Below are 22808 nucleotides of genomic sequence, written 5' to 3'. Positions count from 1 at the left end.
ATGTTCTATCGTGAGGCCGGAGATTTCAAAGTCTCTTACGTGGATGACAGCCAGACCTTCCCGATCAAGTTCGACCGGTATCGGTACTATGTGGTGCTTGCCGTGGCGTTTGGGATCATCCCGTTCATCATCAACGACTATTGGGCAAATGCGCTGCTGCTGCCGTTTCTGATCTATGCGATTGCGGCGATCGGACTGAACATTCTGGTGGGCTATTGCGGGCAGGTTTCGCTGGGCACCGGCGGGTTCATGGCTGTAGGGGCCTATGCTTGCTATAAGCTGATGACGGCCTTCCCGGATGTCAGCATGTTCATCCATGTCATCCTTGCCGGAGGTATCACCGCGTTGGTCGGTGTGCTGTTTGGCCTTCCAAGCCTTAGGATCAAAGGGTTCTATCTGGCCGTGGCGACTTTGGCAGCGCAGTTCTTCCTTGTCTGGCTGTTCAACAGGGTACCGTGGTTCTACAACTATTCGGCCTCGGGGCAGATTAATGCGCCGGAACGCGATGTGTTTGGTATCATCATTACCGGCCCGAATGCTCCGGCATGGGCAACCTATCTGTTTTGCCTGATCTTCCTAGCAGTTTGCGCCGTCGTCGCTCGCAACCTGACGCGTGGTACCACAGGACGTAAATGGATGGCGATCCGGGACATGGACATCGCAGCCGAGATCATTGGTGTGAATCCACTTCGGGCTAAGCTGACGGCTTTTGCTGTCAGCTCGTTCTTTGTGGGTATTTCGGGTGCATTGTTCTTTGCGGTTTATCTGGGCGCGGTCGAGGTCGGCGAAGTCTTCGGTATTCAGAAATCGTTCCTGGTGCTGTTCATGATCATTATCGGTGGACTGGGATCCATCTTTGGATCTTTTGCCGGGGCTGCGTTCCTTGTGCTTTTGCCCGTTGTGCTGAAGGTCGTCGGCGCGGACATGCTGGGCTGGCCCACCGATATCGTGGCTCATTTGAATCTCGTCATCGTTGGCGCGCTGATCATCATGTTCCTGATCCTTGAACCGCACGGGCTGGCGCAGCTGTGGCGCGTGGCCAAAGAAAAACTCAGACTCTGGCCGTTCCCGCACTAAGCGGTTCGGCCCAATCAGATAACGGGTGCAAAGCCCGAACTCACCATCGGACCAACCAAGGGAGGAGACACCCGATGAAATTGAAACTGGCAACCATGGCGCTCGGCGCCGCAATGGCGGCAGGTCCGGTTATGGCCGACCTCGTATTCCCGTCGCTCAGCTATCGGACCGGGCCTTATGCGGCGGGCGGTATCCCGTTCGCGGATGGCTATGCTGATTACTTTACCCTGCTGAATGAACGCGATGGCGGTATTGGTGGCGTGGCGACCAAGGTGATCGAATGCGAAACCGGCTATAACACCGAAAAAGGTGTGGAATGCTATGAATCCACCAAGGGCGAAGGCTCGCTGGTGTATCAACCGCTGTCGACTGGTATCACCTATCAGCTGATCCCCAAAACCACCGCAGATGGCATTCCGATGCACACGATGGGATATGGGCGCACCTCGGCCAAAAACGGCGATGTGTTCAGCCATACGTTCAACTATCCTGCGAACTACTGGGATGGAGCCTCGGGCGCGATCAACTACCTGCTGGATACCAACAACGGCGACCTGAGCGGCAAGAAAATCGCGCTGGTCTACCACAACTCGGCCTATGGCAAGGAACCGATCCGCACGCTGGAAGAGCTGTCTGCCAAGCACGGGTTCGAGCTGGTTGCCCTGCCGGTGGATCATCCTGGTCAGGAGCAGAAGTCGCAGTGGCTGCAAATCCGCCGTGATCGTCCCGATTTCGTCCTGATGTGGGGCTGGGGCGTGATGAACCAGGTGGCGGTGCAGGAAGCTGCCAACATCCGTTACCCGATGGAAAACTTCATCGGCATCTGGTGGTCGGGCTCGGAAAACGACGTGCTGCCAGCGGGTGAAGCTGCGAATGGCTACAAGGCGCTGACCTTCCACAATGTGGGCACCGATTTCCCGGTCTTTGATGACCTGCAGAAATATGTCGTCGATGCCGGTAAAGCCGCTGGCGCGGGCGATCAGGTGGGTACGGTTCTGTACAACCGTGGTCTTTATGCCGCAATGCTGGCTGCCGAAGCTGCCAAGAAAGCGCAGGAAATCCACGGCACCGCTGACATCACCCCTGCGATGATGCGCGACGGCATGGAAGCGCTGGAAATCACCGAAGCCAAAATGACCGAACTGGGCCTGCCAAACTTTGGCCCGACCTTCTCGGTTTCGTGTGAAAACCACGGCGGCGACGCTCTGGTCGGTGTGACCCAGTGGGATGCGACCAACAAGACCTGGAGCCTGATTTCCGAGTTCAAAGCCACCGATGGCGACGTGATCGGTCCGCTGATCAACGAGGATTCGGGTGCATATGCGTCGGAAAACAACATCGGTTCGCGCTGCTGATCCGGTGATCTGAAACACGGGGCGGCGGGCTCTCGCCGTCCCGAACTAAACACAAGGCTTGAGGACACGCGCTGATGCTGGATGCGGCTCAAAACACCGAAGTGCAGACCGAAACCCTGCTTGAGGTCAACAATATCGAGGTGATCTACAATCACGTGATCCTCGTCCTCAAAGGCGTCAGCCTGACCGTGCCCAAGGGCGGAATTACCGCGCTGCTGGGTGGAAACGGGGCTGGCAAGACGACGACGCTCAAGGCGGTGTCGAACCTGCTGCATTCCGAACGCGGCGAGGTGACGAAAGGCACGATCAAGTATCGCGGCACCAGCGTGCATGAAAGCGATCCGGCGGATTTGGTTGAAAAGGGTGTCATCCAGGTGATGGAAGGCCGCCATTGCTTCGAACACCTGACGGTTGAGGAAAACCTGCTGACTGGTGCCTATACCCGCAAGGACGGTGCGGCGGCGATCCAGAAAGACCTTGAGCTTGTCTATTCCTATTTCCCACGGCTGGCCGAACGCCGCAAATCCCAAGCCGGATATACTTCGGGTGGTGAGCAACAGATGGTCGCCATGGGGCGCGCATTGATGTCGCGGCCCGAGACGATCCTGCTGGACGAACCCTCGATGGGTCTGGCCCCGCAGCTTGTCGAAGAGATTTTCGGAATCGTGAAGGACCTCAATGAAAAAGAGGGTGTGTCCTTCCTGTTGGCCGAACAGAACACCAATGTGGCGCTGCGGTTTGCGCATTACGGCTACATTTTGGAATCGGGTCGCGTTGTGATGGATGGCCCGGCGGCGGAACTGCGCGAGAACCCGGACGTGAAGGAGTTTTATCTCGGCATGTCGGATGAGGGCCGCAAAAGCTTCCGCGATGTGCGGTCCTATCGCCGCCGCAAGAGGTGGCTGTAAGCGGATGGAGGATCTGGCGATGACCTATTTCGACGCACTCGAGACCCGATCAGCCGACAAACGCGCCGCTGATCAGGCCGAGGCGCTGCAAAAACAACTTGCTCGGGCCCTTTCCGCCCCCGGTTTTCAAACGCATCTGACGGATGTGGAGACGGGTGGTGTTGCGTCTGTCGAGGACTTGCCCAAACTACCGGTACTGCGCAAATCCCATCTGGCGCAGGCGCAGGCTGCGCGTCCACCGTTCGGGGGGTTCACGGTCAAACCTGCGCGGCATTTTCACCATGTGTTTCAGTCTCCGGGTCCGATCTATGAACCGGGTAGCACCGATCCCGACTGGTGGCGTATGGGCAGGTTCCTGCACGCTGCTGGTGTAGGGCCGGGCGATATCGTTCAGAATTGCTTTGGCTATCACCTGACGCCTGCGGGTATGATCTTTGAAAGCGGCGCGCGCGCGGTCGGGGCGGCTGTTCTGCCCGCAGGCACCGGCCAGACCGAGCTGCAGGTGACGGCGGCGCGCGATGTAGGCTGCACCGCCTATGCCGGGACGCCGGACTATCTGAAGGTCATACTGGACAAGGCGGATGAGATGGGCGTCCAGCTTCAGTTCACTACCGCCGTCGTAGGGGGCGGGGCCTTGTTCCCGTCACTGCGGCAGGAATACGCGGATCGTGGAATCTCGTGCCTGCAATGCTATGCGACCGCCGATCTGGGTAACATCGCCTACGAAAGCCCCGCCATGGAAGGGATGATCATCGACGAACATGTCATTGTCGAGATCGTGACCCCCGGCACTGGAACCCCAGTGGCAGAGGGTGAAGTGGGTGAGGTCGTCGTGACCTCATTGAACCCCGATTATCCGCTGATCCGTTTCGCGACGGGTGATCTATCGGCGATCATGCCCGGCCAGTCATCTTGCGGGCGCACCAATGCGCGGATCAAGGGCTGGATGGGCCGCGCCGATCAGACCACCAAGATCAAGGGTATGTTCGTGCGGCCCGAACAGGTGGCAGCGCTTGTCGATAAACATGCCGAGATCGTCAAAGCCCGCGTTATTGCCGCCCGCCAGGGTGAGATGGACATGATGACCGTTCAGATCGAAAGCCCCGGTGGCGATGACATGGCCTATGCCAAATCGGTTGTCGAGCTGCTGAAACTGAAGGGTGCGATCGAGGTCGTCGCGCCGGGATCGCTGCCCAAGGACGGGTTGGTGATCGAGGATCAGCGCGTTTACGAATGAGGCCAAGCAGGTCTGCGGCAGGATGTGCCGCAGATTTGTATCCCTGCCCACTGGTGTTTCTGACCGTTTTGGTCGATTAATGACGAAACCTGCGCCTTAGCCAGTAACAAGCCGGGATCATGGCCGACGTCGAATTCTCAGAACATGGAACGCGCAATCGCGGCGCGTTGGGCACCCGGTTGGTGGCGACCGTAGCCTGTCTGGTGGCGGCGGCCTGTCTGCTGCCTATGCTCGCAGTTGTTCTGGCGGCGGTGACGGGCGGGACGGACACGATCTCGCACCTGATGGACACGGTCTTGCCGGGCTATGCGCTGACCACTGCGGTGCTGGTTGTTTTGGTGGCGATGGGGACGTTTGCCATCGGTGTCGGTGCGGCGTGGCTGGTAACGATGACGCGCTTTCCTGGAGTTCGGTTTCTGGAAATCGCTCTGGTGCTGCCGCTGGCCTTTCCGGCCTATGTTCTGGCCTATGCCTATACGTTTATTTTGGACCACCCCGGTATCGTTCAGACCACCCTGCGCGACATGACCGGCTGGGGTCCGCGCGACTATTGGTTCCCCGAGATCCGCTCGACCGAAGGCGCGGCGGTTATGCTGATCCTCGTGCTGTACCCGTATGTCTATCTGCTGGCTCGCGCGGCTTTTTTGCAGCAAAGCGCCACTGCCTTTCTGGCGGCCCGCGCGCTGGGTAACAGCCCTTGGGGCGCATTCTGGCGCGTGTCGTTGCCAATGGCGCGCCCGGCGATTGCAGGGGGCGTGTTGCTGGCGATCATGGAGACCATCGCAGATTTCGGCACCGTCGCCTATTTTGGCGTGCAGACCTTTGCCACCGGCATCTATACCAGCTGGTTTTCTATCGGAGACCGCGCTGCCGCCGCGCAACTGGCTTTGTGCCTGCTGGGTTTTGCGCTGGTCATGGCCGTGGCTGAACGGATGCAACGCGGCAAAGCGAAATACTATCAGGCGGGCAAAAACCACGCCGCGCTGCCCTCGGCCCAATTAAAGGGATGGCAGGCGGCAGCGGCGTTCACGCTGTGCATCATCCCGGTGTTGCTGGGGTTCCTGCTGCCTGTGTTCATTCTGGTGCAGATGGGGACGGAATCGGAACAAAACCTGCTGTCACGGCGCTATATCGGGTTCATTCAAAACTCGCTGATTTTGGCAGGGACGGCTGCGGTCGTGACGGTTTTTGCTGCGATCTGCGTTGGGTTCTTTCAACGGCTTCGGCCTGGTCGGGTATCCTCTAGCACAGGGTATATGGCGCGGCTGGGCTATGCGGTGCCCGGCGGAGTTATCGCCGTCGGACTGATCGTGCCCTTTGCCAGTTTCGACAATGCTCTGGATGCGTGGATGCGGCAGACTTTCGATGTCTCGACCGGGTTGCTTGTCACCGGCTCGATCTGGCTGCTGGTTGCGGCCTATATGGTCCGGTTCCTGGCCGCTGCGCTAAGTGCCTATGAGGGCGGTCAAAGCACAGTCCACGCCAATATGGACGCGGCCTCTCGGTCCTTGGGGCAAAGCCCGCTGGGCACGTTGCGCCGCGTGCACTTGCCGATTCTGACACCATCGCTGCTGACCGCGCTGCTGATCGTGTTTGTGGACGTGATGAAAGAGCTGCCCGCGACCCTGATCATGCGCCCGTTCAACTTCGACACACTGGCGGTGCAGGCCTATCGGCTGGCCTCGGACGAACGGCTTGAGGGGGCTGCGGTGCCGTCGCTAGTCATTCTGGCTGTGGGACTGCTACCGGTCATTTTGATTTGCCGGCAAGTGGGTCGCAGACGCTAGGGCGCTTCAAAATTGCCACACCCTGTCGTGCGTGGGCTTGATTCAGGCGCGTTTTCCGGCAAGGCTTGGAGTATGAACATGCAGCCTCCCAGCCGGTTCTCTGGTAACTCGGCCCAGATGCCCGTCGCTTTCAACCGCCACGAGATGTCTCATATCCTGTCCGTCTATGGTCGGATGGTCGCCGCCGGAGAATGGCGGGACTACGGCATTTCCAACCTCCGCGATATGGCCGTGTTTTCGATCTTTCGCCGCACGGCCGAACACCCGATATACCGGGTAGAAAAGCACCCGCGTTTGCGGCAGAAACAGGGGATGTATTCGGTGGTCGGCATGGATGGCCGCATCCTGAAGCGCGGCCAGGATTTGCGTACCGTGCTGCGGGTTCTAGAACGCAAGCTGATCCGCTCGGTTGACCTTGATTAGAGCCTTTTGTGACTGGTCACCGGTCCGTCACCCTGATCTTTGATCCGCGCAACGGCCTGCACCATCGGCTCAAAGGTCACATCCATGTGGAAGGCATTGGCGTGCAGAAGCATGTCCTCGGCATAGACCCATGCAACATGGCCCTTCCAGAACAATAGATCACCACGTTGAGGCGGGGTGCCGTCTGGCAGAGTTTGCCCGACCGCGCGCTCTTGATCTCCGCTATCACCCGGGCAAGGCATCCCGCAGGCCAGCAATCCGGCCTGCACAAGGCCCGAGCAATCCAGCCCGCTTCGGCTGTTGCCGCCCCACAGATACGGTGTGCCCAGAAACAGCTCGGCCACTGCGACTGGGTCGGTCAGGGTGACGCCGATGGGTTTGGCGTGAACGGCGGGAATGAAACCAAGTTCGGTTTCCAGAAACCCGTTCACTTCGGACCGGGCGGCTATCCTGCCGCCGAAGCTCAGTGACGCGATGTCCGGGCTTTTCATATCCGCTTGGGTATAAGCATGGGTGGCTGGGGCGGTAATCCAATGGGTTGCGGGGGTGTCCGGGCCAAGCTGGCCCGACCGGACCCAGCCCGGATAACCGTCCTTGTCTGATGTGATCCGGCTCCAACCCTCTACTGTATCAGTGACTGCGACTGTATCCCCGTACAAAAGTTGCCGATCCCGGGGCCCATCTGGGCTGCGCATCAGATCGACGACCGGCTGTATGATGCGGTGTTGGGTCATAGGCCCAGCATCTCGGGCAGGGCGGTCAAAAGGGCACGTGGGCCTTGACCCAGCCCGCCCTTGCTGCGTCCGGGTTCTTTGCTGCGCTGCCACGAATAGATGTCGAAGTGTATATAGGGACTGTCGACCGCAAAACGGCGCAGGAACAGGGCGGCAGTGATCGACCCGGCAAATCCACCCGCAGGGGCGTTGTCCAGATCGGCGATACCGGGTTCGATCATGCCTTCGTAAGGCTCATGGAAGGGCATCCGCCAGACTGGGTCGGCTGCTGCGCGCGCCGCGTGGGTCAAGGCGTCGGCAGCCTTGTCGCTGTCGGTGTAGAAGGGCGCCAGATCAGCACCAACAGCCACACGCGCCGCCCCGGTCAGCGTCGCCATCGAAATAACAAGGTCTGGTTTCCCCTCATCCGCCAGCGCCAGCGCGTCCGCCAGAACAAGACGCCCTTCGGCATCGGTATTGTTGATCTCGACCGTCAGACCCTTGCGCGAGGTCAGGATATCGCCGGGTCGAAAAGCGTTCCCAGCCACCGAATTCTCAACCGCTGGGATCAGAACACGCAGTTGCAGCGGCAGGTTCAGCGCCATGATCATCCGCGCCAGCCCTAGCACGTTGGCTGCCCCGCCCATATCCTTTTTCATCAACCCCATCGAGGCACCGGGCTTCAGGTTCAACCCGCCAGTATCGAAACAGACACCCTTACCGACCAGAGTCAGTTTCGGTCCTGCGTCGCCCCAGTTCATCTCGATCAGGCGAGGAGCCTGCGCGGCGGCACGGCCCACCGTGTGGATCATGGGAAAATTCTGTTCCAACAGGTCATTGCCTGCAATCACCGAACAGGATGCACCGAATTCCTGCGCCAGCGCTTCAGATGCGGCCTGCAACTGATCCGGCCCCATATCCGAGGCGGGGGTGTTGACCAAATCGCGGATCAACGCCTCGGCCTTGGCAAGAACCTCCAATCGGGTGGGATTCACACCAGCCGGTGCGACGAGGCGCGCTTTGGCGGTAGATTGGCTGGCATAGCGGTCGAAACTGTATCCGGTCAGCAACCATCCCAGGCATTCAGTCTCAAGCACATCATCCGATAGGCCCGAGGCTATGCGATACGTGCCTTTGGGCAACGCTTCGGCCGCTGCGGCCAGTGGGAACCGTTTGCGCGCCCGGCCTGCTGGTTTGCCAAAGCCCGCCAGCGCCATGGACGGCGCACCGTCTGCATCGGGTATCAACAGCGTTTGACCCAAACCGGCCGTGAACCCGCTGTGTTCCACCCAAGCCGCCACAAAACCAGGCTGATCCGAAAGCCAGCTTTCCAGATCGGGCTGCGAGATCACGTGCAATGGCAGGGACGGGTCAGAGGCAGGGGCAAAAGACAGGGTCATGGCGATCTCAACTGGTTCGAATTGCGCCCAGCCTAGTCACCCACGATCCGTTCGCAAGCCCCGTCAGACCGAAAGGTCCTGCTGGTCCCAGATGACAGTCAGCGATTTTTCACCCACGCGGATCAGGCGCGACAGCGTTGACCCCGTGGCCACGGCATCGCCGACATCAACATTATGCGCCACGTCCCCTGCTACGCGCGCCAAAGCGGTCATCCCAACCTGTTCGGAAATCGCCACCAGAGAACGCGCGCATTTGCGCAAGCTCACCCAGTCGCGCCGCCGCCAGTAGCGTTCGCAATTAGACAGGCGCACGGCCAGTTCCTCGACCGTGCGACACAACACGTCCAATGCATTCTGATCCCCCAACTGTCCGCACAATCCGTTCAGACGCTCCGGGTCCAAGCGGACGGATTCCTTGTGTTCAAGCGTGATTATCTTTTCCACCACATTCACCCCAATTCCTTGCACCCCCACGGTGTGGCCCTACTGTGGCGTGAAATTCCTTTGCAAAACCTTGCAGTGCTGCGGGATAATGGCTCGAATTTTCGGTGAATTCGGGTTACAGCACTCCTCAGACACAAGACTAAGGACGTAAGAATGGAACGCGCCAAACCTCTGCCGAGCTATCTGGTCAAACGGTATCACGGCTGGAAAGCCACCACCTATTCCGAAAATCAGGTCTGGTACCGGCGCCTCGCAACCGAGGGTCAGCGCCCGCGCGCGATGGTTATTTCGTGTTGCGACAGCCGGGTGCACGTGACGTCGATGTTCGGCGCGGATCAGGGCGATTTCTTCATTCACCGTAACATCGCCAACCTCGTCCCCCCATACGCCCCGGACGGAGATCACCACGGCACCAGCGCCGCCATCGAATACGCCGTGACCGCGCTGAAAGTGGCGCATCTGATCGTGTTGGGCCATTCGCAATGTGGCGGCGTTCAGGGCTGTATCGACATGTGCAAGGGTCAGGCCCCTCAGCTTGAAGCCAAGGACAGTTTTGTCGGGCGCTGGATGGATATCCTCAAGCCGAAATACGATCTGGTGGCCGATATCGAGGACAGCACGGACCAGGCACGCCAATTCGAGCGGCATGCGGTTGTTGCCTCGCTGGAAAACCTGCTGACTTTTCCGTTCATTGCGTCAGCAGTCGAGGACGGATCACTGAGCCTGCACGGTCTGTGGACCGATATCGGAGAGGGCGGGCTGCAATGCTATGACCCGCATGAAAAGAAGTTCGTGGTTGTTTGATTTTCGATAGGCGCAATGCGATGTGAAGGGCCGGTCAGGCCCTTCTCTTTTTTGTGCAATTGAATCACCGTAGGATCATACCCTCGGGCCAGTTTAGTTCTGTCTCGATTTGAATAGTTTCTGCCTGTCCGGGGGCCAACTCCATTTCCCACGCCAGAACTCCCCGCCGGTTATCGACATTTTCTTCGGCAGGGCTGGGATTTGCGCTCCAGGTGATATTCAGATCATCCTGTTCGGAAAAGGGGACGCTCTCGAGCAGCCGTAGGGGCCAAGTTTGGTCCGAGAGATTCTCGATGTGAATTTGAGCGCGTTCAACTCTTTCGTTCGAGCGTGATATCAACCCAACGTCACCGCTGCGCCGTCCCAGAATTTGATGCTTCAAAGTCAGAGCATAAAGCGGACCAAATCCCAATTCCACCTCTTCACGAGGTCCGATTTCGGGGCTGGCATCGATTGCGACCAGAACGCCATCGACATGCCATCTGGCATATTCCGAGGAGATTAGGTTTTGTGCATACGGATTCGTGAAACGCGCAGTGCGATAAGCCGTGTCGTCCCTGCTGGGGTTGGCCAAGGCAAAAAGTTCTGCAGATTGAGACATGGTATCCAGTTCCAGTTCGGCGGCCCCGTATCCACTGGAAATCGAGATCGGCACTGGCAGCGTATAGGTCGTGCCCGTTCCTTGGACTGACGCGGCGCTCGGGTTCCAACTTCTCGCGGTTTCTTCGGCCACAACCGGCGCCTCTACGACCGGTTCTTCCAGCGTTTTGGGCTTTTCACGGATAGAGCGGCGTTTGGTTCGAATCCTAGACGCAGTGCTTTGATCGTCGGGTTGCAGTGTGGAAACGCTCAGGGCGATGTCGTTCCAGTCTTCACCAGTCGTTTGAGCCACAAAGACGCTGCGTTTGATCTGCACCTTCTGGGTATTTCCGGTTTTCAGATCAAAGACATAAGCCGGTTGCCATGATGCAGTTTCATAAGTGAGATATGACAGCGATAGTGTTCCGTTTGTATCTTCTTCGGCAATAACATCTACGGCGATAAAGATACGTTCATCCGCTTCCGGCAAAAGCGCGGCCAGATCAGCGTGCGCCGTTTCCAGCTCGGCCTCAAGCTCTGCCAGTTGGGTTTCAGTTTCTCGCGCCTCAAGCTCTGCTGCCTGCGCGGTGTTTTCAGCATCAAGGGTTTCGTCGCCAACCATGCGGGCAATGCTGCGCAGGTTTTCGGGATCCGACTCGGCCGAGCCTACGTTACGCCCCAGATTGGTGAGGAACGCAATCGTGTGACCGGCAGCTTGGGCCTTCAATCGGGCGGTGTCAGCCTGATCCTCGACCGATTGGATTCGAGATTCTATGTCTTCGATACGTTCTTCTACCTTTTTGACGGCCTCGCCGACATAGTCGCGCCAGGGCACGTCTGCGTAGCGTGAGATCAGAGCCGTCTGACTTAATCCATCTGCGCGAAACTGCATTGTCGCGATTTGGTAGCCTACATCGTCGCTTTTCGGTGTGCCCAACAGAACCAGTCGATGACGGCCCGCTGGCACATCGAATGCGCCTGTTCGGGTGATCTGAGCCCCTTCCGGGTACACAGTCACGGCGCTAACATTGGTTTCAATGGTAAAAGTTTCAGCATGTAGATCAGCATGTAGAAGTGTCGGCAACAAGGCTAAAGAATAGATCAAAGATTTCATAACAACTCGCAACAAATCAGTGGCACCATACCGTATAGGTTGCAGGAGTGCTGCGCTGCATCAAGTCAAAAGAAAATGAGTCGCCAGATTGGGCAGCCGTTTGATTGCAGGGACAGCCAAAAAACGGTGGGGCAAGTTCTTCACCGGATTTGCCGAGGTCGTGGCGGAACAGGAGGTGTCCTGACCTTTTAAGCTTGGGGGGATCTATTGTTTGCGTCCGTGAGCAAATGAGTTGACCGCAATGCGGATCAAGGCGATCACCATGCCTGTAGGAGATTTCCGCAGGCAGGAGGTGTGGGATGTCGATTGGCCCTCAGGTCAGGAAGCTTGAAGACAGGGTTTTGATTAATCCCAAAGACGGTCCTGCCATCAGGCGTCTCGTTACTCTTTTGGACCTTTGGGAAAATTCCGAGAATGCAAGCGGTACCTTTGGCGCGACGCAGGCCCGGATAAATGAAGACCTAGGTCCAGATTGGCGTCAGGACATGCTGGATCGCTCGCAAATTTGCGAAAGTTATCATCATTGGATGTCTGTCTTGTCTTCTGCAGGCATGGCTACTGCCGTCCCGATTGCTCAGGCGTTTTCGGGCCGGGTCATGAAAATCAAAGGCCAACAAACGCACTGCGATACGAGGATCAAGTTCTTCAAAGAAACCAAGGTGATATCGCGGCTTTGTCACGATTGCTACAAAGTGCAAATCTTGCCTTCAAATCTAGACGAGATGTTCCAAACCTATTTCCTTTTGCTTTTGCTCAATCTGCCGAACGACAATGCAAGGAAGTGCATGATTGAGCTGAGAGATGGCATCAAATACCCCTATAAAGGGTATATTTATTGCCAGAGCATCGAAGAAGCTAAGGACTGCATGGTAGCTTTCGAAAGCCTCAAAATTCGGAACGGGGTAAAGGGGATTCGTACAAAAATTTCGCACGGATGCTCCGAGTTCGTGCAGGAATACCCGGATTTTAAATTCAACGAAGCTGAAGCATTCAGTGAGTTCAAGGTACCAGATGATTGGGTTGCGAAAGAGACGCGCTATTTCAAAAACTTGAAGCTCCCGACATCCTTGCGGAAGACGAACTCGAAAACGTTTCTCAGTCTGAGGGATGTTTTCAGTTTTCGCACATGGGTAAAATACGCTGAACTAATTGGCGACGAAGCAAGTGAGTCATACAGATCGCAACAAGGTCCGAACTTGTTACCAACGTTTATTCAACGCGTTCAGAAGCAAGCAAAAAAGCGGAACAGCGAAATGAAAGCGCTCGTCGAAACAGACTGATGGTACAGCATGTTGCAAGAACGGACATTTGCGTCCGGACAAAACAGCGAGTTTTCGGAAGCGATGGTGCCCAGGAGAGGACTCGAACCTCCACGTCCATACGGACACTAGCACCTGAAGCTAGCGCGTCTACCAATTCCGCCACCTGGGCAGGTGTCGTGGGGGGGCGTTTAAGCCCACTGGCGAGGGGCGTCAACCGGATTCGGGAAGTTTTTTGAAAGTTTTTTGACCGCATACGGAACACCCCTGAGAATGGTGGGGTTTTTCCCTTGCACGCGGCGTTATTGCGCCTTGTTCCGCGACCTTTTGGGCGGTAGATCGGATCTGGACCTAAAAAACAGGAGCCCTTCTATGTCAAAACTGGTCACGATTTATGGCGGATCTGGGTTTGTCGGCCGGTATGTCGCGCGGCGCATGGCAGGCGAAGGGTGGCGTGTTCGGGTAGCGGTGCGCCATCCGAACGAGGCGATGTTTGTCAAACCCTATGGCGTGGTCGGGCAGGTCGAACCTATTCTTTGCAATATCCGCGACGATGCCTCGGTCGCAGCGGCTATGCAGGGCGCGGATGCGGTGGTGAACTGCGTGGGTGTGCTGAACGAGCTGGGCAAGAACGCGTTTGACGCCGTTCAGGCCGAAGGTGCCGAACGGATCGCACGGATTGCGGCCAAGCAGGGGATCGCGACGATGGTCCATATCTCGGCCATCGGCGCGGATGCGGACTCGGACAGCGAATATGCGCAGACAAAGGCACAGGGTGAAGCCGGCGTACTGGAACATATGCCCGGTGCCGTGATCTTGCGCCCCTCGGTCATTTTCGGGACCGAGGATCAGTTCTTCAACCGCTTTGCCGGGATGACCCGCATGGGGCCATTCCTGCCGCTGGTGGGCGCTGAGACGAAATTCCAGCCTGTGTATGTGGATGATGTAGCCAAAGCCGCTGTGCAGGGCGTTTTGGGACAAGCCAAGGCTGGCACTTATGAGCTGGGCGGGCCCGAGGTGAAATCCTTCCGCGCGCTCATGCAGCAGATGCTTGATGTGATCCATCGCCGCCGCATCATTCTCGGGATGCCGTTCTTTTTGGCCCGGATCATGGCCGGCGTCCTTGATATTGTGAAGTTCGTAAGTTTCCAGTTGTTCCCGAACAACATCCTGACTCGCGATCAGCTAAAGAACCTGCGGCGCGACAATGTCGTGTCGGACGGTGCCAAGGGTTTTGCCGATCTGGGGATTGAACCCGCCACGCTGGAATCGGTTCTTCCGGACTATCTGTGGAAGTTCCGCCCCTCGGGTCAGTATGACGAGATCCAGAGATCGGCCGACAATCTGCGCACCTGATTAGCTGTAGGCGATGATCAGCAGGATCACGCCCAGACAAACGCGGTAGATCACGTAAGGCGTAAAGCTGACACTGCGCAGCAGGCGCATCATCAGGGATAGCGCTAGCAAGGCGGCGGCAAAGGCAAAAAGGGCGGCGATGGCGCCGTCGATGGCCAGCCTCAGGTCGGCCTCTTTGATCACATCGACCGACTGCAGGATGCCCGATGCCAGGATCGTCGGGATCGACATCAGCATTGCGATCCGTGCGCCTTCTTCTCGCGTATACCCAAGATGCCGTGCGCCGGTGATTGTGATGCCGGACCGCGACGTGCCGGGGATCAGCGCCAGCATCTGCCACAGCCCCATGATGGCTGCATCTTTCAGTCCCCAGTCCTTGGCTTCTTTTGTCTGCGGGCCTTTCTGATCCATCCAATAAAGCAACAGCCCAAAGCCCAGCATGGTCCATCCGATTATCGCCATCGAGCGCAGGGATTGGCTGAGTCCGCTTTGAAACAGGACCGCCCCAAGGATTACCGTCGGGATGGTCGAAACGATCAGCCCCAAGGCCAGTCGCGCTTGTTCAGTGTCCGTTTTACCGCGCAGCGCGCGGGGCAGCCCCGCCGCCGCGGACTTTACGTCGGGCCAGAAATACAGGACCACGGCACCCAAAGTTCCCACATGAACCGCTACGTCTATAGCCAAACCCTGATCTTGCAGGCCGGTCAGGCTGGGCAGAAGAATCAGGTGGCCCGAGGATGAGATCGGCAGGAATTCGGTGACGCCCTGAATGATTGCCACAAGAATCAGCTGAAAAAGACTCATGAACCTGCCCGTGCCATTGCCACGTGTTTTATGCGATTCATGGGTATAAGTGCTGCGTTGAAAAGGAAAGGACACTTATAGGTCCGAATCGGATCTATTTTTTCAAAGTTTTTGGACATCATTGGAAATTTTGCTTTGGAAATTACTAAATAGGTCAGCATTTGTGACTTTTCATCTGATCTTGCATCTTTTATGGAAGCTCGATCAAGCCAATTCATGGAGTCTGACCCGTGGCCAAGCAACCGATGCTGAAATTTGTGCAAGTCGATCGCGCCATGCCCGAAAAGCGTGCCGCAGACACGCGCAAGGAAGACTTTGACGAGATTTACGCCGAATTCGCCTCGGCCAAGGCGGAAGAGCAGGCCAGCCGCTGCAGCCAATGTGGTGTGCCTTATTGTCAGTCCCACTGCCCGCTGCACAACAACATCCCCGATTGGCTACGCCTGACCGCAACCGGGCGCTTGGAAGAGGCCTATCAGACCAGTCAGGCTACCAACACCTTCCCCGAAATCTGTGGCCGTATCTGCCCGCAGGACCGTTTGTGTGAAGGCAATTGCGTGATTGAACAGTCCGGCCATGGCACCGTGACCATTGGCACGATCGAAAAATACATCACCGATACCGCATGGGACAAAGGTTGGGTTAAGCCCGTTGTTCCGGGCACCGAGCGCAGCGAAAGCGTCGGCATCATCGGTGCGGGTCCTGGTGGTCTGGCGGCTGCCGACATGCTGCGCCGCGCCGGTATTCAGGTGACGGTCTATGACCGCTATGACCGCGCCGGTGGTTTGTTGATGTACGGTATTCCGGGTTTCAAACTGGAAAAGGACATCGTGCAGCGTCGCAACGATCTGCTGGCAGATGGTGGCGTGACATTTGAACTGAATTGTGACGTCGACGCCACGAAATTCGAAGAAATTCGTGGGAAGCACGACGCAGTGATCATCGCCACTGGCGTTTACAAGTCGCGCGACCTGTCCATGCCGGGCAGCGGTTTGGCCGGGATCGAGAAGGCGATTGACTTCCTGACGGCCTCGAACCGCAAAAGCTTCGGCGACGCGGTTGAAGACTTCGACAATGGTCGCCTGAACGCGGCTGGCAAAAAGGTTGTCGTAATCGGCGGCGGCGACACCGCGATGGACTGTGTGCGAACCTCGATCCGTCAAGGGGCGACATCGGTCAAATGCCTGTATCGCCGCGACCGCGCGAACATGCCTGGTTCGCAGCGCGAGACTCAGAACGCCGAAGAAGAAGGCGTGGTGTTTGAGTGGCTCAGCGCGCCCAAGGGCTTTACCGGCGACGACAACGTCACAGGTGTGATGGTGCAGAAGATGCGCTTGGGCCAGCCCGACGCAACCGGCCGTCAGGCCCCCGAGGTGATCGAAGGCGCGGACTATGTCGAAGACGCCGATCTGGTGATCAAGGCGCTGGGATTTGAGCCCGAAGACCTGCCCAGCCTGTTCGGCCAGCCCGACCTGCTTGTGACACGCTGGGGTACCGTCAAGGCGGCCTTCCAGACCGGCGAGACCGAGATGGACGGCGTCTATGCCATCGGTGACATCGTGCGTGGGGCCTCTCTGGTCGTGTGGGCGATCCGCGACGGGCGCGATTGCGCCGATGCAATCATTGACCGGTTCAACACCAAGGCTGCGGTTGCAGCCGAATAAACCCAGCGATCAGGAGCCTCGAAATGCCCGAGTTGCAAGGCCAATGCATGTGTGGCGCGGTCACGGTGACCGCTACGCCCGCGCGCGATGCGCTGGGCGCGTGCCATTGCGACCAATGCCGACGCTGGACAAGTTCGATGCTGGTTACTTTTCAGGCCGAAGAAGGCTACGCCGCGCTTGGGCCCGTCAAGACCTTCACCTCGTCCGATTGGGCCGAGCGCGCCTTCTGCGCTGACTGCGGCTCGGCGCTGTGGTACCGGATCACGCTTCCAGGTGAAATGCACGGACACACGCAAATCGCGGCAGGCCTGTTTCAGGATACAGGCCACACGCTGAAACTTGAACTTTACTTCGACAAAAAGCCCGAAGGATACGCGTTCGCAGGTGAACGCAAGCAAATGACCAAAGCCGAGGTCGAGGCCATGTACGCCCCCTCGGAAGAAGGAGACAGCCAATGACCAAATATGATGCCGATTGGGTGCGCGCCGAAGAAGCCAAACGTCAGTGGATGGCCGAAAACGGTCTCTATTCCGAGCAGGAAGAACATTCATCCTGCGGTGTCGGCCTTGTCGTGTCTGTCGACGGTAGGCCGTCGCGCAAGGTGGTCGACGCGGGGATTGATGCGCTCAAGGCGATCTGGCACCGGGGCGCTGTGGATGCCGATGGCAAGACCGGCGATGGCGCGGGTATCCATGTGCAGATCCCTGTTCCCTTCTTCTATGATCAGATCCGCCGCACCGGCCACGAACCCAATCTGGATGAGCTGATCGCGGTCGGTCAGGTCTTCTTGCCCCGTACGGACTTTGGTGCGCAGGAACAGTGCCGAACCATCGTGGAAACCGAAGTGCTGCGCATGGGTTACTACATCTATGGCTGGCGTCACGTGCCGGTCGATGTGACCTGCCTGGGTGAAAAGGCCAATGCGACCCGGCCCGAGATTGAGCAGATCCTGATCTCGAACTCCAAAGGTGTGGACGAAGACACCTTTGAGCGCGAGCTCTACGTGATCCGTCGTAGGATCGAAAAGGCAGCATTGGCGGCAGGAATTTCCGGCCTGTATTTGGCGTCGCTGTCCTGCCGTTCGATCATCTATAAAGGAATGATGCTGGCCGAACAGGTTGCGGTTTTCTATCCCGACCTGATGGACGAACGCTTTGAATCGGCCTTTGCGATCTATCACCAGCGTTATTCGACCAACACCTTCCCGCAATGGTGGCTGGCCCAGCCCTTCCGCATGTTGGCCCATAACGGCGAGATCAACACGCTGAAAGGCAACGTCAACTGGATGAAAAGCCATGAGATCCGCATGGCATCCTCGACCTTTGGGGACTACGCCGAGGACATCAAACCGATCATCGCGGGCGGATCGTCGGATTCCGCCGCATTAGACTCGGTTTTCGAGGTTCTGGTGCGTGCGGGCCGGTCTGCTCCAATGGCGAAAACCATGCTGGTGCCGGAAAGCTGGTCCAAACAGGCGGTCGAGCTGCCGCAGGCGTGGCGCGACATGTATTCCTACTGCAACTCGGTGATGGAGCCATGGGATGGCCCCGCCGCCCTGGCCATGACCGATGGTCGCTGGGTCTGCGCCGGGCTCGACCGGAATGGTTTGCGCCCGATGCGCTACGTTGTGACGGGTGATGGATTGGTTATCGCCGGGTCGGAGGCCGGGATGGTGCCGATTGATGAGGCATCGGTGACGGAAAAAGGCGCGCTGGGTCCGGGTCAGATGCTGGCCGTGGATATGAAGCGTGGCAAGCTGTACCGCGACACACAGATCAAGGACAAACTGGCCCGTGCCCTGCCCTTTGGCGAATGGGTTGGCAAGATCAACGATCTGAATGAAAGCCTGTCAGGCGTGACCGAAACCGCGAAGTTCAGCGGAGAGGAACTGCGCAAGCGACAGATCGCAGCCGGTTATTCTGTTGAAGAGCTGGAGCAAATCCTTGCCCCCATGGCTGAAGACGGCAAAGAGTCCCTGGCCTCGATGGGCGATGACACGCCATCGGCGGTTTTGTCCAAGCAATACCGCCCGCTCAGCCATTTCTTCCGCCAGAACTTTAGTCAGGTGACCAACCCGCCGATCGACAGTCTGCGCGAATACCGCGTCATGTCGTTGAAAACCCGGTTCGGTAACCTGAAAAACGTGCTGGACGAAGACAGCAGCCAGACCGAGATCATCACGCTGGACAGCCCCTTTGTCGGCAACACCCAATGGGACAAGCTGGTAGAAAATCTCGGTTCGCCGCTGGCGGAAATAGATTGTAGCTTTGAACCCGGTCGGGGCGCGTTAAACGCCGCTTTGACTCGTGTTAGAGCCGAAGCAGAAGAGGCCGTGCGCTCGGGCGCGGGGCATCTGGTGCTGTCCGACATGGATTCGGGCGCAGGTCGCGTGGCGATGCCGATGATTCTCGCGACCAGCGCGGTGCACTCGCATCTGACCCGTCAGGGGCTGCGGACCTTCTGTTCGCTGAACGTGCGTTCGGCCGAATGCGTTGATCCGCACTACTTTGCCGTTCTGATCGGCTGCGGCGCGACCGTGGTGAACGCTTATCTGGCCGAAGACTCGCTGGCTGACCGCATTGATCGCGGCTTGCTGGATGGCACGCTGACCGAAAACGTCGCACGCTATCGAGAGGCAATCGACCAAGGTCTGCTGAAGATCATGGCCAAGATGGGCATTTCGGTGATCTCCTCTTATCGCGGTGGTCTGAACTTTGAGGCCGTGGGCCTTAGCCGTGCCATGGTGGCTGAGTATTTCCCCGGCATGACCAGCCGGATTTCCGGTATCGGTGTGACCGGTATTCAGACCAAGGCCGAGGAAATCCATGCCAAGGGCTGGGACAGCGGTCTGGACGTGCTTCCCATCGGTGGTTTCTACAAGGCGCGCAAATCGGGTGAGACCCACGCGTGGGAAGCGACCTCGATGCACATGATGCAGATGGCCTGTAACCGCGCATCTTACGAGCTGTGGAAGCAATACTCGGCCAAGATGCAATCGAACCCGCCAATTCATCTGCGCGACCTGATGGATTTCAAACCGCTGGGCAAACCGGTGCCGATTGAAGAGGTCGAGTCGATCACCTCGATCCGCAAGCGCTTTGTCACGCCGGGCATGTCGCTGGGTGCGCTGAGCCCCGAGGCGCACAAAACGCTGAATGTGGCGATGAACCGGATTGGCGCGAAATCTGACTCGGGTGAAGGTGGCGAAGATCCGGCGCATTTCGTGCCCGAGCCCAATGGCGACAACCCCTCGGCCAAGATCAAACAGGTGGCTTCGGGCCGGTTTGGTGTGACAGCCGAGTACCTGAACCAGTGTGAGGAGCTTGAGATCAAGGTCGCCCAGGGTGCGAAACCCGGTGAGGGCGGCCAGTTGCCGGGCATGAAAGTGACCGACCTGATCGCGCGCCTGCGGCATTCGACCAAGGGTGTGACGCTGATCTCACCGCCGCCGCACCACGACATCTATTCGATCGAGGATCTGGCGCAGCTGATCTATGACCTGAAACAGATCAACCCGCGCTGTAAGGTGACAGTGAAGCTGGTTGCGTCCTCGGGCGTTGGCACGATTGCAGCCGGTGTGGCCAAGGCGAAAGCGGATATCATCCTTATTTCGGGTCACAATGGCGGCACGGGTGCGTCGCCTGCGACGTCGATCAAATACGCCGGTCTGCCGTGGGAGATGGGCCTGACCGAGGCGCATCAGGTTCTGGCGATGAACAACCTGCGCGACCGCGTGACTCTGCGGACAGATGGTGGTCTGCGCACCGGGCGCGACATCGTCATGGCTGCAATGATGGGAGCCGAGGAATACGGTATCGGCACCGCTGCCCTGATCGCGATGGGCTGTATCATGGTACGTCAGTGTCAGTCGAACACCTGCCCGGTCGGCGTCTGTACGCAGGACGAATCCCTGCGCGCCAAATTCACCGGCAATGCCGACAAGGTCGTCAACCTGATCACCTTCTACGCTCAGGAAGTGCGCGAGCTGCTGGCCAGCCTTGGTGCGCGCTCGATTGACGAAATCATCGGTCGGGCCGATCTGCTGGCGCAGGTAAGCCGTGGCTCGGCGCATCTGGACGATCTGGACCTGAACCCGCTGCTGATCACCGTCGATGGCGCACATGACATCGTCTACAACCGCGACAAGGACCGCAACGCAGTGCCGGATACGCTGGATGCCGAGATCGTGCGCGATGCGGCGCGGTTCCTGAAAGACGGAGAAAAGATGCAGCTGTCCTACGCGATCCAGAACACGCACCGGACGGTTGGTACTCGTGTATCCAGCCATATCGTGCAGAATTTCGGGATGCGGAACACGTTCCAGGACGACCACCTGCATGTGAAATTGCAGGGCTCGGCCGGTCAGTCGCTGGGGGCGTTTGCGGCTCCGGGGCTCAAGCTGGAAGTGTCTGGCGATGCTAACGACTATGTTGGCAAGGGCCTTTCCGGTGGCATGATCGTTGTGCGCCCACCGCAGGTCAGCCCGCTTAAGGCAGATGACAACACGATCATCGGCAATACTGTTCTGTACGGCGCCACCGATGGCCACCTGTTCGCAGCAGGCCGCGCAGGCGAACGGTTCGCGGTTCGGAACTCGGGCGCCAAAGTGGTGATCGAGGGCTGTGGCTCGAACGGGTGCGAATACATGACCGGCGGTGTCGCCGTGATTCTGGGCGACATTGGTGCCAACTTTGGCGCGGGCATGACCGGCGGCATGGCGTACCTGTACGATCCCGAAGGCAAGGCACAGGCTCTGATGAACATGGAAACGCTGGTGACCTGCCCGGTTACGGTGGACCATTGGGAAGACCAGCTGAAAACGCTGATCGAAACTCATCAGTCTGAGACCTTCAGCCGCAAGGCCGCTGATATCCTGCAACATTGGGATGTGGAAAAGGCCAATTTCCTGCAGGTCTGCCCGAAAGAGATGCTGAACAAGCTCAGCCATCCTCTGACTAATGAGGTTGAAGCCGTTCCGGCAGAATAAGTCGCCAATCAGTCAAATTGCAAAACCCGCGTACCACTCCGGTACGCGGGTTTTCTTATTCATGGATCTCTACAACAGACATTTCAAACAAGGCCTACACGTCGTATAGCTGTGGCATGGCAAAGAAAGCAGTCCGCAAGACAAGCGGTAAGAAAAAGAAGGCGTCGAAAGCCAAACCCAACGTCGTGATGCGGATTCGCCGCTGGGTCACGCGTGGGCTATTGGCGATTGCGGTGTTTGTAGTGGCGCTGATTGGGCTCTATTCGGTAGTCAACCCTCCGGTGACCCATACGATCTGGTCCGAATGGCGCAGATTGGGCAAGGTCGAGCGTGACTGGGTTCCCATCGAACAGATTTCGCCGATCATGGCGAGGTCAGCCGTAGCGGCTGAGGACGCCAATTTCTGCCGCCATTGGGGGTTTGATGTCGAAGCTATTCGTGACGCGATTGAAGGGGGTGGTGCCCGAGGTGCGTCGACGATTACGCAGCAAGTGGTGAAGAATGTCTTTTTGTGGCAAGGGCGCAGTTGGGTGCGCAAGGCGCTTGAAACTTCGATGACGCCGGTCGTCGAAATTTTCTGGAGCAAACAACGTATACTTGAAGTCTATTTGAACGTCGCCGAGACCGGAAATGGCGTATTCGGGGTTGAGGCAGCGGCACAGCGTAATTTCAACGTTCCGGCGTCCAAACTGTCCTCGGTTCAGGCGGCGCGGATTGCGGCGATCCTGCCATCCCCGCGAAATCGGTCGGTAACCGACCCGTCGGTGCGCACCCGCAGACGAGCGGCTGCGATTCTAGACGGGGCGGCCACCATCCGCGCAGATGGTCGCGCGGATTGTTTCGAGGATTGAAAACCGAACCCTCTCGGGGCTAAAGCTGAGGGGTATTCACTGGTTC

The 22808-nt window shown here is 58.1% G+C and carries 18 protein-coding genes and 1 tRNA gene; 13 read left to right on the top strand and 6 right to left on the bottom strand.

Annotated features, from left to right (window positions below; translation table 11 throughout):
• The 6 genes from ACR0L1_RS13535 (at position 1) to ACR0L1_RS13510 (ending at position 6787) form a co-directional block, all read left to right on the top strand.
• The gene (locus ACR0L1_RS13535) at positions 1–1077 is read left to right on the top strand and encodes a branched-chain amino acid ABC transporter permease (protein WP_170771459.1); all 1077 of its coding nucleotides are present in this window, start codon (positions 1–3) and stop codon (positions 1075–1077) included.
• 74 nt (positions 1078–1151) lie between these two features.
• On the top strand, positions 1152–2432 hold the full coding sequence (locus ACR0L1_RS13530) for an ABC transporter substrate-binding protein (protein WP_170771461.1): 1281 nt from the start codon (positions 1152–1154) through the stop codon (positions 2430–2432).
• A gap of 74 nt (positions 2433–2506) precedes the next feature.
• Positions 2507–3340 (top strand): ABC transporter ATP-binding protein, encoded by an 834-nt coding sequence (locus ACR0L1_RS13525; protein WP_170771463.1) that lies wholly within the window; start codon positions 2507–2509, stop codon positions 3338–3340.
• A gap of 19 nt (positions 3341–3359) precedes the next feature.
• Positions 3360–4577, top strand: a complete 1218-nt coding sequence (locus ACR0L1_RS13520; RefSeq protein WP_480859366.1) for a phenylacetate--CoA ligase family protein — start codon at positions 3360–3362, stop codon at positions 4575–4577.
• Between the two features lie 119 nt (positions 4578–4696).
• A complete protein-coding gene (locus ACR0L1_RS13515; RefSeq protein WP_480859364.1) occupies positions 4697–6364 on the top strand; it encodes an ABC transporter permease in 1668 nt (555 codons plus the stop codon).
• Positions 6365–6436: 72 nt separating this feature from the next.
• Positions 6437–6787 carry a DUF2794 domain-containing protein gene (locus ACR0L1_RS13510; protein WP_170771486.1) on the top strand — a complete coding sequence of 117 codons (351 nt, stop codon included), beginning with the start codon at positions 6437–6439 and terminating at the stop codon, positions 6785–6787.
• Here ACR0L1_RS13510 and ACR0L1_RS13505 read toward each other — a convergent pair.
• The 3 genes from ACR0L1_RS13505 to ACR0L1_RS13495 form a co-directional block, all read right to left on the bottom strand.
• Positions 6784–7521, bottom strand: coding sequence for a C40 family peptidase (locus ACR0L1_RS13505; protein ID WP_480859362.1), 738 nt, complete (start codon positions 7519–7521; stop codon positions 6784–6786). The two genes, ACR0L1_RS13510 and ACR0L1_RS13505, sit on opposite strands and share 4 nt — an antisense overlap.
• Positions 7518–8900, bottom strand: coding sequence for a leucyl aminopeptidase family protein (locus ACR0L1_RS13500; protein WP_480859361.1), 1383 nt, complete (start codon positions 8898–8900; stop codon positions 7518–7520). The genes ACR0L1_RS13505 and ACR0L1_RS13500 overlap by 4 nt, the downstream gene beginning before the upstream one ends.
• A 63-nt stretch (positions 8901–8963) precedes the next feature.
• The gene (locus ACR0L1_RS13495) at positions 8964–9353 is read right to left on the bottom strand and encodes a hypothetical protein (protein ID WP_170771590.1); all 390 of its coding nucleotides are present in this window, start codon (positions 9351–9353) and stop codon (positions 8964–8966) included.
• Between the two features lie 144 nt (positions 9354–9497).
• On the opposite strand from ACR0L1_RS13495, the gene ACR0L1_RS13490 reads away from it, so the two are divergent.
• Positions 9498–10148 (top strand): carbonic anhydrase, encoded by a 651-nt coding sequence (locus ACR0L1_RS13490; RefSeq protein WP_170771492.1) that lies wholly within the window; start codon positions 9498–9500, stop codon positions 10146–10148.
• 64 nt (positions 10149–10212) lie between these two features.
• Here the strand turns inward: ACR0L1_RS13490 and ACR0L1_RS13485 are convergent, their stop codons facing one another.
• Complete coding sequence (locus ACR0L1_RS13485) at positions 10213–11841, bottom strand: DUF4139 domain-containing protein (protein WP_480859359.1); 1629 nt, start codon at positions 11839–11841, stop codon at positions 10213–10215.
• Between the two features lie 299 nt (positions 11842–12140).
• Here ACR0L1_RS13485 and ACR0L1_RS13480 point away from each other — a divergent pair, with 299 nt between their 5' ends.
• Positions 12141–13121, top strand: coding sequence for a hypothetical protein (locus ACR0L1_RS13480; RefSeq protein WP_480859358.1), 981 nt, complete (start codon positions 12141–12143; stop codon positions 13119–13121).
• A gap of 64 nt (positions 13122–13185) precedes the next feature.
• Here the strand turns inward: ACR0L1_RS13480 and ACR0L1_RS13475 are convergent.
• A tRNA-Leu gene (locus ACR0L1_RS13475) sits at positions 13186–13272 on the bottom strand.
• 200 nt (positions 13273–13472) lie between these two features.
• Here ACR0L1_RS13475 and ACR0L1_RS13470 point away from each other — a divergent pair.
• The gene (locus tag ACR0L1_RS13470) at positions 13473–14456 is read left to right on the top strand and encodes a complex I NDUFA9 subunit family protein (RefSeq protein WP_480859356.1); all 984 of its coding nucleotides are present in this window, start codon (positions 13473–13475) and stop codon (positions 14454–14456) included.
• Here the strand turns inward: ACR0L1_RS13470 and ACR0L1_RS13465 are convergent, their stop codons facing one another.
• Positions 14457–15260, bottom strand: coding sequence for an undecaprenyl-diphosphate phosphatase (locus ACR0L1_RS13465; protein WP_480859354.1), 804 nt, complete (start codon positions 15258–15260; stop codon positions 14457–14459).
• A gap of 230 nt (positions 15261–15490) precedes the next feature.
• On the opposite strand from ACR0L1_RS13465, the gene ACR0L1_RS13460 reads away from it, so the two are divergent.
• The 4 genes from ACR0L1_RS13460 to mtgA all read left to right on the top strand — a co-directional run bounded on the left by ACR0L1_RS13460 (position 15491) and on the right by mtgA (position 22762).
• A complete protein-coding gene (locus ACR0L1_RS13460; protein ID WP_480859352.1) occupies positions 15491–16924 on the top strand; it encodes an NAD(P)-dependent oxidoreductase in 1434 nt (477 codons plus the stop codon).
• 23 nt (positions 16925–16947) lie between these two features.
• The gene (locus ACR0L1_RS13455; protein WP_170771505.1) at positions 16948–17382 is read left to right on the top strand and encodes a GFA family protein; all 435 of its coding nucleotides are present in this window, start codon (positions 16948–16950) and stop codon (positions 17380–17382) included.
• Positions 17379–21911 (top strand): glutamate synthase large subunit, encoded by a 4533-nt coding sequence (gltB, locus tag ACR0L1_RS13450; RefSeq protein WP_480859349.1) that lies wholly within the window; start codon positions 17379–17381, stop codon positions 21909–21911. The genes ACR0L1_RS13455 and gltB overlap by 4 nt, the downstream gene beginning before the upstream one ends.
• Before the next feature lie 116 nt (positions 21912–22027).
• Positions 22028–22762: a monofunctional biosynthetic peptidoglycan transglycosylase gene (gene mtgA, locus ACR0L1_RS13445; RefSeq protein ID WP_480859347.1), complete on the top strand. Its 735-nt coding sequence runs from the start codon at positions 22028–22030 to the stop codon at positions 22760–22762.
• Positions 22763–22808 lie beyond the last annotated feature (46 nt).

It is taken from the genome of Ruegeria sp. J8, from assembly GCF_056531925.1.
Note: the sequence above shows the minus strand (reverse complement) of the source record. Positions and strands in the feature narration are given on the sequence as shown.